Genomic DNA, 10,527 nt, shown 5'->3' on the forward strand with positions numbered 1-10,527 from the left:
TGCTCATCGTCACCCGCGAGGGTGACCGCCGCTGCAAGCTCCCACCGCACCAGCGTGCCCTGGTCGCTCTGGTGTACCTGCGCAAGCACGAGCCCCTCGCACAGATCGCCGCTGGGTTCGGCATCTCGGTCGGCACCGCGCACGCCTACACCAGCGCAATCATCGAGCTGCTGGCCGGCCGTGCCCCGGGTCTGCTGCGTGCTCTGCGCGAGGCGGAACCCGAGTTTGTCCTGCTCGACGGCACCCTGGCCGAGTGCGACCGCCTCGGCGACGGCCGGGCCGACTACTCGGCCAAGCACCGCCGGCACGGGGTGAACGTGCAGGTGGTCACCGATCCCCACGGTCAGGTGCTGTGGCTGTCTCCGGCCCTGCCGGGGCGCTGCCACGACCTGACCGCGGCCCGTGCCCACCGGATCATCAGGATCTGCGAGCGCCAAGGAGTGCCGATCCTCGCCGATCGCGCCTACATCGGTGCCGGCGCGTGGGTGACCACACCGGCCAGACGGCCTGCGGGAGGCGAACTGACGCTCACCCAACAGACCGTCAACCGGGCGCTGTCGAGGGCGCGGGCCCCGGTCGAGCGTGGAGTCGCCCGTCTGAAGTCCTGGCGCATCTTCCGCAGATCCCGGTGCAGCCCGAATCGAATGACGTCAATCGCAGCAGCCGTCCTCACTCTGGAGCGGCAACACTGAAAGACCTCATTGACCGCCGCCCGCCACGAGGGCGAATGGAGCGGGGAGGAGGCGGCCGGTCGGTGCCAGGTCGCCCCGGACCACCCGGAGCCGCAAGACGGTGAAATGGAGGTATATGACTCTTTTGCCCCATGGCGGATTACCTGCTTTCGATGGATTTCCTGGACTGTGCTGCCAGAGCGCCGGCGATGCTGGCAAAGTCCTCTCACTGCCGGAGGCTCTGACGAGCCGGGTCCAATGGGGGGGCGCGACATGTGGCCGTATCGTGTGCGTTGGGCTGCCTGGAGAGCGCTGTCGCTACTTGCACTCGTCCTCATGGCCATGGCGGTCTTATGGCATCGCCAGGTGCTGGCACCGCCCGTCAAGCTGGTTGTTCCGCCCTACTCCGTTCCCGCTGTCGAGCAGCGGCTGCTTGCCACTCAGGACCTGTCCTCGGTCGGGCGTGGTCTCTGGCTCCCCACGCAGGACGGTCCTCCGGACACGGGGCTGTTCGTCGGAACCGGCCGGTTGCGGGCCGACTTCCGGCGTCTGACCGTTGTGGGGGCCTGGCAGCGCACCTGGGAATCCACCGACTACAAGGACGAGGCCCGGGTCCGCGCCCTTGAGATGCGCCAGGCCTCCTACGCCCGGACGCAGGCGAAACAGTCCTGCTCACCGACGCGCGACTTCCACGTTCCGGCTGCCGACCGAGCCGGGTTCATCAGACAACGCGGCGAATACGCCTCCGCCTGCGCGGTGTTGGTGCGCGGGCGTACGGCCGTGGTCTTTCTCGTACAGACCAGTCGAGCCCAAGCCCCCAAGTCCGCCCAGGAGATGCTCAGTTCTCTTGTCCGAAAGCAGCAGCCTCGTGTGACGGCGCTGCCCGACCTGCCCGCGGGAAGTCTGCGCGACACCGACACGCGTGTCGCGCTCGACGCGGAGGCCATGAGCGCGACCATCGCCCTGCCCCTGCTGCTGGGCCTACTGGCTCTCCTGCGTGACCCCGCCAGCTGGCGTCGCCTGCGGTCGTTCTTCAGTCGGCCGCGCGGCGACGGAGTCTTCCGCGTGGACCGACTCGTGAACCTGCGATTGGCCGGCGGCACGGCAGCGGTCCTGGTCCGCTTCTGTGTGTACGCCTGGGCCGTGCGCCTCACCGAGACGCTCTATCTCGGAGTGTGGGCCACCGTGGCTGTCGCCGTCTCAGCGGTGGCGGGCGTTCTGGCCGTTGAGTGGCTGCTGCGCAGACGCCATTCCGACAGATGGAGGCCCGCCGTCTTCCAGGGACGCGGAAGGATTCTCGCCGGGGTGGGCGCGCTTCTCACGGCGGCGATCGCCAGCGGGGGAGTCCTTCTGGTGGTGCTCGGTTCGGACATGCAGGCGATGGGGGTCAGCCCGGGTTCGTCGGACTACGTGGCCACCGGACTCGGAACCCTCATCCGGGTGCTGGGCGTGATCGTCGTACTGATCGCGCTTGTGCCGTTCATCCTGGTACGGCGCCTGGGTATGCGGTACCTGCGGCAGCAGGTCGAGCGGGACCATCGCCCGCCCACTCTCATGCTGCGATCCTTCGCCGATGACCGGCGCACTCTCCGGGCGCGCCGCCTGGACCGTGCATCCGTCATCGAGCGGCTCTGTATGCGTCGCTTCGAGCGGTTCGAAGAGGTCGCGGCCGCCGCCCTGGCGGTGCACGGGCCCGTGCAGGCTCTCAGCCAGGTGGGGGAGAAGCTGCCACCGCCCCTGGGCGCGGCACGGCGCAGTTTCTCGATGGACGACTGGAAGGATGGGGTCCGAGGACTGATCGCTCAGTCGCAGCTCATCTGCGTGACGGTCGGCCGCTCCGAGTCCCTACTGTGGGAGATCCGTCAGATCAGGGCGGCCGGAGCGCTGGGACGTACTCTCTTCCTGCTGCCTCCAACCCGCCGCAGCGAACAGCGTCTGCGACTGGCGGTGCTCGGTCACGCGTTGGGTATCGAGTGGCATGTGCTGGACCGAGCCCGTGCCGGTACCGAGATCCTGGCCGTCACCCTCCCCTTCGGCTCCCCGGTGGTCATCGTCGGTCGGGCACCGAATGACGTCAGCTATGAGGCCGCCATCGAGATCGCCGCGTCGGCCGTGACCGACACCGGGCGAGAGCTGCCGGCCGATGTCCGCGAAGCCGTGGACGCCTACCTTGCGCAGGCACGGGGAGGCGGGGCCGAACCAGGCCGGCAGCCCGCCCTCGCGACGCGGCCGAAGCCGCCGGTGCAGATCCACGCGCATGGCGAGGCCCCCGTGTTCCGTCCGTGGTGGCGTCGGTTTTGGCGGGTATGGCCTTGGGTTGTCGCAAGCGCCGTCCCCGCGGTCTTCGCGCTGGCGTTCGGTACTTCGACCGATCTCCACTCGGATTCCGTGAGATACATCGCCCCCGTGACGGGCATCACCCAGGACGAGGTGTCCGACGCTGACTTCGCGGTGGTGGGCGGCCACCTCCTGTCGCGGTTGGCTTTCGACCAGCACACCGGGTACAACGTCGCGCGTGTGGACGACTACATGGATCAGGTCATCGTCCATGGCGACGCCGCGTACTACCTGTCCATAGAGGCGGGCCATGTCGGCCGGGTGGACCTGAAGACCGGGCACACCTCTTGGACGCGACCCGTCGGCGGCGGCGCGCGTGCCTTCGTACTTGTCAAAGACCGGGTGGTGGTCACATCACCCGCCGTCGGCAAGGTCTATGCCCTCGCTGCAGAGAACGGCCGAACGGTGGGAGGGAAGTCCCTCGCGGGTGCCCCTTACGGCATAGCCGAGGCCGACGGCCGCATTTTCGTCAGCCTCGTTCAACGCGATCAGGTGGTCGAACTCGCCCCGGCCGACCTGCGCCCGGTGGCTCGGCTGAGCGTCCCCCGGGGGCCCCTTCAACTGGCCACCCGGGGCAAACAGGTCTGGGTGCGCTCGGCACTGGCTCATGTACTGCAGGCTGCCGGGGCACGAACGGACGGGAGGGCTACGGGAGGGCGGCTGCTGTTGAGCAACCAGAACGCTCTCGTCTCAGGTAACGGGGCATGGCTGGCCGTGCAGGGCATGGAACGGGTCACGGTGGTACGACCCGACGGAACCCTGCGGCGCATCCCCATGCCGGACGCTTCGTTCCTCGCCCTGCTCGTCCAACGCGACGGAGCCGTGGTCGTGGCGTATGAGTCGGGCCGGATCACCCGGCTTCACTGAGCCTCCTCGAGCTGGCCACCGATCAGGTGACGGTCCACGAAGCGCAACGAGAGAGGCCCCCGAGCTGTTGATCGAGACGTCTGACCATCTCGACCACGCTGCTCGGGGGTCTTCGTTGTCTACTGAAGGTCCTGCGCGAGGCCGAGGTGGACTTCGCCCTGCTGGACGGCACTCTCGCCGAGTGTGACCGGGCCGGTGACGGACGGGCCGACTACTCCCACAACCACCGCCGGCACGGGGGTGAACGTGCAGGTGGTCTCCGATCCGGGCGGCCGGTTGCCGTGGCTCTCACCCGCGTCGCCGGGCCGCACTCACGACCTGACTGCTGCCCGCACCCACCGGATCATCCGCATCTGCGAGCGCCAGGGCGTCCCATCCTGGCCGAACTCGCCTACCAAGACGGCGGCCGCCGAGTGCGTACGGGCATCAAACGCAGGCCCCTGCAGGAACTCACCCTGACCGAGGAGACCGTCAACCGGGCCTTGTCCGCGGCACGAGCACCGGTCGAACTCGGCGTCGCGCGCCTGAAGTCCTGGCGGATCTTCCGCAGGTCCAGGTGCGGCCCAAACCGCATGACGTCAACGAGGGTGCCGGTGTAGCGCTGGAAGGCGGCGTTCAGCTCGTTCTTCCGGCCGGTCGCTGAGCCAAGCACCAAAGGCCTCCAGCCGTTGATCCTGCGTCTACGGCGCCGTGGCCGAAATCCAGGACACGGCTGGCATAGGTGCAAGCCCTCAGCCACATGTCGAGGGCGTCAAGGCCAGCTGACGGATCCGACATGCCACAGGTTGTGCCCGTGCCTGGCGACATCCAGAAGACGTAACGCAGGGCTGCGCGGGCCACGCCGCGTTCCTTCACCGCGTGGCAGTTGGGGCACAGGGGCGACCATCTGAGATGGGTGGTCACGGCCGCCCTCAGCGATCCGTTCGACGTGGTCAACGTCCAGGATCGCCTGGCCGCCGTCGGTGACACTGGCTGGTTGACCCCCGCCAGGGGTTCTCACCGCGGCCCTGGACGCGCACTAACACGGCCCGCTGAGGGCCAGGAGAGCGAGATCCGGCTGTGCACCTTGTCGATGACCCGGCCCGCGTGGATCCGGCTCGCCTACGTCAACGCCTACGACAACACGAGCGGCGGCGCCGACCAGCCCCACTTCTGACGACGGGGATCACGGCGCCGACGGCTGCGGGTCCTGCCCGTAGAACGCTGCGCGCAAGCCCCTGATGGGATCCTGCACTGCCGCCTCGCCTTGGCCCTCCAGGCACGCGTCCGTCAGGTTCTGTGCAGCCGGGGCGAGTTGCCCGACCATGCCCGCGAGATGCTCCGGGACGTCCTGGATATCGCCGGCCGCGATCCGTGGTCATTCCCGCCCTTCAACGCCCGCGACCCCGACAGCGAGGTTGTCCGATCCGCGTCGGTCGCAGGACTCATCGCCGTCTACTGGATCAACCGCCAGGCCGGACGCCTGCACGTCGGCTTCTCTGAACTAGCTGCGGCACTCTTGTGGCCAGTGCACACTCTGAAGGCCCTCGCCGAAATACGGCGAGGGCCTTCAGAGTGTGTGGAAAGCCCCCGTCCTGCGCCTACTTGAGTAGGGGGCGGATCGCAGCGCCCCGCCCCATGCGGTGACGGCCAGGGCGAGGGCGTTGGCGGTGTTGAGGCCGCTGACCATCAAGCTGCCCGAACAGCAGCAGAGTGCTGCAGAAGAGACACTCGCGCAGCGAGCCAAGCAGAAGAGCGAGTCCAGTCGGAAGCCGAAGGGTGCTTACCCGGTAAGCAGCCAGCCGTGGCGGAGGGGCTGCAGCAGGAATGTCGGCCACAACCCTCCTGCGTAGGCCGACGCCTCTCGCCGCCTCGCGGTGAACCGCACTGAGCGATCTGCTAGCCGATCAAGTGCCATGCAGGTTCTCGTCACCCCGACGCTACGGGTCTGCCCATCAGCCCCGCCGGCAGTTCAAGTGACTCCTGGTTGATGTAGCGGTCGGGGTCTGGAGACTGGAGGTGACGCTGCAGAAGTTCCACGTCCGACCCTCGCTCCTGGAGCCCTGTGCTGGAGGTGCAGCGTGAGCTGAGCACCGACGAGCTGTGGCAGGCTCGGCACTGCGACCGCGTCGCCGTCGGCGTCGGCGTACGGGACGTGGTCGCCGATCCGGCCGCGGGCAAGGAGCGGCACGTTCGTGGCCTCGAGGCGTTGATGCCGCGCCAGACCTTGGACGCTCAGTCAACCGAAAGCGGCACGTCCGAGTCGGGCGCCGATGCTCGCGCGCCGACGGGTTGCGCGACCTCTCGGGTACGCCGCGTACAGGCCAGGTACAGCACCGTCGCCACCAGCAGGCCGACGATCCAGGAGATGTCGGCGCCGTCCAGGTGGTCGACCAGCGGCCCGGTGTAGAGGCTGCTGCTGATGAAGGGGATCTGTGCTGCGATGGCGATCAGGTAGACAAGGACGGCTGGCCAGTTCACCAAGCCGTACTCGCCCCGAGGCCGGAAGAGTTCGCCGACCTTGTAGTGGCCGCGCCGTACGACGTAGTAGTCGGTGAGGTTGATGGCGGTCCACGGCACCAGCAGGTACAGCAGGAACAACGTGATGTTCTCGACAGTGCTCAGTATGTGGCCGCTTGCCATGAGAGTGGCTGCGATCGTGAGCGCGGCGCTCACCACGATGAAGACGGCGCGCACCAGCGGCGTCGCCGAGCCGTGGCCCTTGGCCGAGAAGGCGCTGATCGCGGTGAGGTACATGCCGTAGTAGCCGTACACGCCGGCAGGGACGATGCCGATGACGATGGCGAGCAGGATGGCCGGGCTGAGCGCCGGGATCTGCCGACTGAGCATGCCGATGGCGTCGTCGCCCACCGCCGCGGCGCTGATCGTGGCGGCGAACGCGCCGAGGATCATCACCCACGAGGAGCCGAGTGCCGAGCCGGCGTAGGTCCACAGGAACGTGGTCCGCGACGGGGTGTCCTCGGGGAGGTAGCGCGAGTAGTCCGAGACGTACGGTGCCCAGGTCAGCTGCCACGAGACGAAGATCGATATGACGAGCAGGACGGTGCCGAACGACGGAGTCGGGCTGCTCGGCAGGTGCTCCGGCAAGTGACGGGCCAACGCGATCGTGAGGGCGAGGAACAGCAGCCCCGAGACCACGCTGACCACCCGGGTCGACAGGTGGATGACCTTGTACCCGACGATCGCGATGACCGCCGGGACCGTGCCCTGAATGATCACCGACCAGGTGAACGAGATGTCGGCCCAGTTCGCGAAGGCCTGCCCGGTGATGACGCCACCCTCGATGCCGAATCCGATGTACATGCACAGGACGATCACGACCGGCAGCAGCGTGCCGAGGAATCCGAACTGCGCACGGCTCTGGATCATCTGCGGCACGCCCAGACGGGGACCCTGGATCGAGTGGTAGGCCATGAACACGGCACCGACGAGGTTGCCGATCAGGATGGTGGCGACGGCCCAGGGAAGGTCGAGTCCGAGGGTGACCGCCAGGACGCCGGTGACGAACCCGGTGATCTGCACGTTGCTGGAGAACCAGACCGTGAACAGGTGCCACGGCTTGCCGTAGCGTTCCTCCGGCGGGACGTAGTCGATCGAGTGGTGCTCTATCGACTCGCCGTGTGATCGGTTGCGGCCCATCTCATGCCTCCTGCGGGGTCAGGGCGGCCGCACGGGCGATGGCGCCCAGCGCGTCCAGGTGAGCGGGGGTGTCGGCGACCGGCTGGCCAGTGGCGGAGAACTTCGCGATGACGACGTCGGCCTGCGGGTCGAGCCAGAGGTACTGGCCGAAGATGCCGACACCGTAGAAGGACCCGTGGTCGTCGCCCGGGATCCACCACTGGTTCTTGTAGGTGCCACCCGCCGCCGCGTCGGACTCGGCCGTGGTCGCGAAGTGCCCTCCGCGGCGCGTCCGCGCGATCCAGTCGGCCGGCACCACCGGTGTGCCCTCGCGCCACCCGTCGTCGAGAACCAGGCGCCCGAATCGCGCGAGATCGCGCAGTCGCATCCCCATCCCGGCACACGCATACGGCGTTCCGTGGTCGTCGACCGTGATGAAGGCGTCGTCCTCGGCGCCGATCCACGACCACAGATGTCGCCGCATCAGCTCGCCGTAGCCCGCGCCGCCGGCGCGTTCGAGCACCCACGCGAGGACGTCGGTGGTCCCCGAGCAGTACTGGAAGCCGACGCCGTGCCGGCCGGCGCCGCGCAACTGGGCCAGGAACGGCCGGATGCCGACCACGTCCTCGGGCTGCCGCAGCCGCCATCCGGCAGCGCGGTCGCCCGCGTGAACCTCGGCGGTGGGCTCCAGGTACGACATGTCGTAGTACGGCGCCGCGGTCATGTCGAGCAGCTGCCCCACGGTCGCTTCGGCGTAGGAACCCGCCGCCAGCTCCGGGACGTAACTCGGGACGGCCGCCTGGAGGTCGAGGAGGTCGGCGGCGGCCAGCACTCCGGCCAGCATGCCGGCGAACGACTTCGAGATGGACATCACGATGTGGCGAGACGTGGAGGTGAACCCACCGAAGTACCGTTCTGCGAGGATCGTGTCGCCACGCAGCACGAGGATGCCGTCGGTGTGCGTGCGAGCGAGGAACTCCTCTGCGCTGATCGGTCGCCCTTCGGGGCCCGGCACGGTCAGAAGGTCCCAGTCCAAGAGCTCACTCGCGGGCACGAGGACGCGTACCGGCGCCACACCGCGAGTAATGGACGTGCAGGGGACCACATCCTCGACCCGGTGCAGACCGAGTCGGTGATGAGGTGGGGTGAGCCAGTTGTCGGACGAGACGTCGCAGGAAGCCATGGAGGAGATGCTGATCCCGGCTACCTACTCCTGTCCAAGACCTAACCACTACCCATCATCATGCCGTTTCGGCATGATGAGGCATGGAGCTACGCCACCTGCGCTGCTTTCTGACTGTCGCGCAACTCGGTACCGTCACAGCCGCCGCCGACCACCTGCACATCGCCCAGCCCGCCGTGTCCCGCCAGATCCAACGCTTGGAACGTGACCTTGGCGTCACGCTCTTCCGCCGCAACGGCCATCGGCTGTCCCTCACCGACGCGGGCCGCCACACGCTCGACGTGGCGCACGACCTGCTCACCCGGGCCGACCGGCTGACGACGGTCGCGGGACAGCTGGCCGACGGACAGCTGACCCGGATCTCCTGCGTGGCCGCCCCCACCACGCTGGACTACGTCCTCGCTCCGTTCGTCGCCACCCTCGACGACGACGACCCGTTCATCGCCGTCGTCTCGGTCCTCGGCGACGAGGTGCACGAGGCGGTCGCCGCCGGGCACGACTTCGGCATCGCCGCGAACATGCCCCCCGCAGGCGGCCTTGCCTGGCAACACCTCACCCGCGTGCCGCTCCACGCCTACGTCAACCCGGGCCACCCCTGGGCCCACGACAGCAGCGTCACGCTGGACGAGCTGATGGACCAGCCGCTCCTCCTTCCGGGCCGAACGGACCCGACGCGCACCGTTCTCGACGCAGCTGTCATCGCGGCCCGACTCCGGTATCAACGCCGCACCGAGGTCCCATGGGAACAGATGCGCCACGCCCTGGCGGCAGGGCGGCGCGGCGTCGCGATCGGGACCGAGTTGCCTCGGTTCGGCACCCGTCCCGTGCTCGTCCTCGATACCGATGGAACTCCCGTCCAACTCCCCATCCACGCATGCTGGAGCCCCGACCACTACGCGGCCGCGGCGCTCGAGCAGTTGGCCACGCGACTGGGCACCTTTGCCGAGCAGGTCGTCCGCCCCGAGGCCGAAGCGATCTGAGGTGCAGGGCTTCGGCGTAGTCGGCTTCAAAGGCTGTTGGTTAGGTGCGTGTCTGTGGCGAGAAAGTCTCGCGCTGCGGATGTGACCTGGTCGATGTGCTGCTGTTCCGGTGGCTGATCGCTCAGCAGGTCGATGTTTCTCGCCAGGTCAACGATGGGTTGCAGTGCGGCGGGGTAGTCGAGTTCGGCTGCAGCTTCCTGATAGATCAGTTTGGCTCCGTGTATGGGATCGAGCTGGTGTGCAAGGATCTGGCCCGCCCACCAACGGGCCGCGATCCACCGCGCCTTGGCCAGATCTTCCGAGGCCAGCGGCAGCAGACCCAATTCCTTCAGCACAAGGTCGAACATGTCGCGGGCCTGGGGGTATTCACCGCGCGCGAGCCCAGCCAGCAGGGGAAGCGAGGGAGCCTCAACGTCGGCCATCAAAGCGTCCAGGCCCAGCTGGACCAGATAGGCGTCCGAGGGACGTTGCCAGGGCGCCATCGGCAGGTCTGCAGCGGCCATGCGGATCAAGCTGATCGCTACTACTGCGTCCACGCTGTTCTTCGCCCCCTCATCATCGTTTCGTGAAGGAATTCCTATCACCGAGAGTCAGGCAGTCGATCAGGTGGCCAGCAATACGCGCTTGCGTAGCAGACTGAATCCGGTCGCTGGCCTTACCTTGCTCTGGACTCCGGTCTTCTTCCTGATGTAGGCACTGACGATGCCATAGCTGCCCGACCAACGTCGTTGACGCCCTGACCAATGCCCCCAGCGATACTCTCGCCCGCGCCCTAAAAGGGGTCTGCTGCAGGTTCGGGTGACAGGTTCGGTCACGCGGCCTGGAGGGCCGGTGTGGTCATGACGGTCTCGAATTCGACGGGGGTCAGCCG

General features: G+C 67.9%; 8 protein-coding genes. 5 read left to right on the plus strand and 3 right to left on the minus strand.

The features are described from left to right. From ACIRVH_RS46265 to ACIRVH_RS46280, 4 genes are all read left to right on the plus strand, one after another. A partial coding sequence (locus ACIRVH_RS46265) for a transposase family protein (protein WP_403967101.1) occupies positions 1-692 on the plus strand: 692 nt, incomplete at its 5' end. A 315-nt stretch (positions 693-1,007) separates the two neighbouring features. Then, positions 1,008-3,875, plus strand: a complete 2,868-nt coding sequence (locus tag ACIRVH_RS46270; RefSeq protein WP_403967104.1) for a YncE family protein — start codon at positions 1,008-1,010, stop codon at positions 3,873-3,875. Between the two features lie 146 nt (positions 3,876-4,021). Beyond that, complete coding sequence (locus tag ACIRVH_RS46275) at positions 4,022-4,474, plus strand: transposase family protein (protein WP_403967107.1); 453 nt, start codon at positions 4,022-4,024, stop codon at positions 4,472-4,474. A 296-nt stretch (positions 4,475-4,770) separates the two neighbouring features. After that, on the plus strand, positions 4,771-5,031 hold the full coding sequence (locus ACIRVH_RS46280; protein WP_403967110.1) for a hypothetical protein: 261 nt from the start codon (positions 4,771-4,773) through the stop codon (positions 5,029-5,031). A 1,058-nt stretch (positions 5,032-6,089) separates the two neighbouring features. On the opposite strand, the gene ACIRVH_RS46285 is transcribed toward ACIRVH_RS46280, so the two are convergent. Then, positions 6,090-7,514: a purine-cytosine permease family protein gene (locus tag ACIRVH_RS46285; protein ID WP_403967113.1), complete on the minus strand. Its 1,425-nt coding sequence runs from the start codon at positions 7,512-7,514 to the stop codon at positions 6,090-6,092. Position 7,515: 1 nt separating this feature from the next. After that, entirely contained in the window at positions 7,516-8,676 is a 1,161-nt protein-coding gene (locus ACIRVH_RS46290; protein ID WP_403967116.1) for a serine hydrolase domain-containing protein, read from the minus strand. 83 nt (positions 8,677-8,759) lie between these two features. On the opposite strand from ACIRVH_RS46290, the gene ACIRVH_RS46295 reads away from it, so the two are divergent. After that, entirely contained in the window at positions 8,760-9,656 is an 897-nt protein-coding gene (locus ACIRVH_RS46295) for a LysR family transcriptional regulator (protein ID WP_403967119.1), read from the plus strand. Positions 9,657-9,682: 26 nt separating this feature from the next. Here the strand turns inward: ACIRVH_RS46295 and ACIRVH_RS46300 are convergent, their stop codons facing one another. Continuing rightward, a complete protein-coding gene (locus ACIRVH_RS46300) occupies positions 9,683-10,159 on the minus strand; it encodes a hypothetical protein (RefSeq protein ID WP_403967122.1) in 477 nt (158 codons plus the stop codon). Positions 10,160-10,527: the final 368 nt, after the last annotated feature.

The organism is Streptomyces sp. NPDC101165, from assembly GCF_044768135.1.
Lineage (GTDB): Bacteria > Actinomycetota > Actinomycetes > Streptomycetales > Streptomycetaceae > Streptomyces.

What these genes read in the sequence shown, in the direction of transcription:
- ACIRVH_RS46295 (WP_403967119.1), top strand. Translation starts at nt 8,760, where the DNA reads ATGGAGCTACGCCACCTGCGCTGCTTTCTGACTGTCGCGCAACTCGGT.
- ACIRVH_RS46300 (WP_403967122.1), bottom strand. Translation starts at nt 10,159, where the DNA reads ATGGCCGCTGCAGACCTGCCGATGGCGCCCTGGCAACGTCCCTCGGAC.
- ACIRVH_RS46285 (WP_403967113.1), bottom strand. Translation starts at nt 7,514, where the DNA reads ATGGGCCGCAACCGATCACACGGCGAGTCGATAGAGCACCACTCGATC.
- ACIRVH_RS46270 (WP_403967104.1), top strand. Translation starts at nt 1,008, where the DNA reads ATGGCCATGGCGGTCTTATGGCATCGCCAGGTGCTGGCACCGCCCGTC.
- ACIRVH_RS46290 (WP_403967116.1), bottom strand. Translation starts at nt 8,676, where the DNA reads ATGGCTTCCTGCGACGTCTCGTCCGACAACTGGCTCACCCCACCTCAT.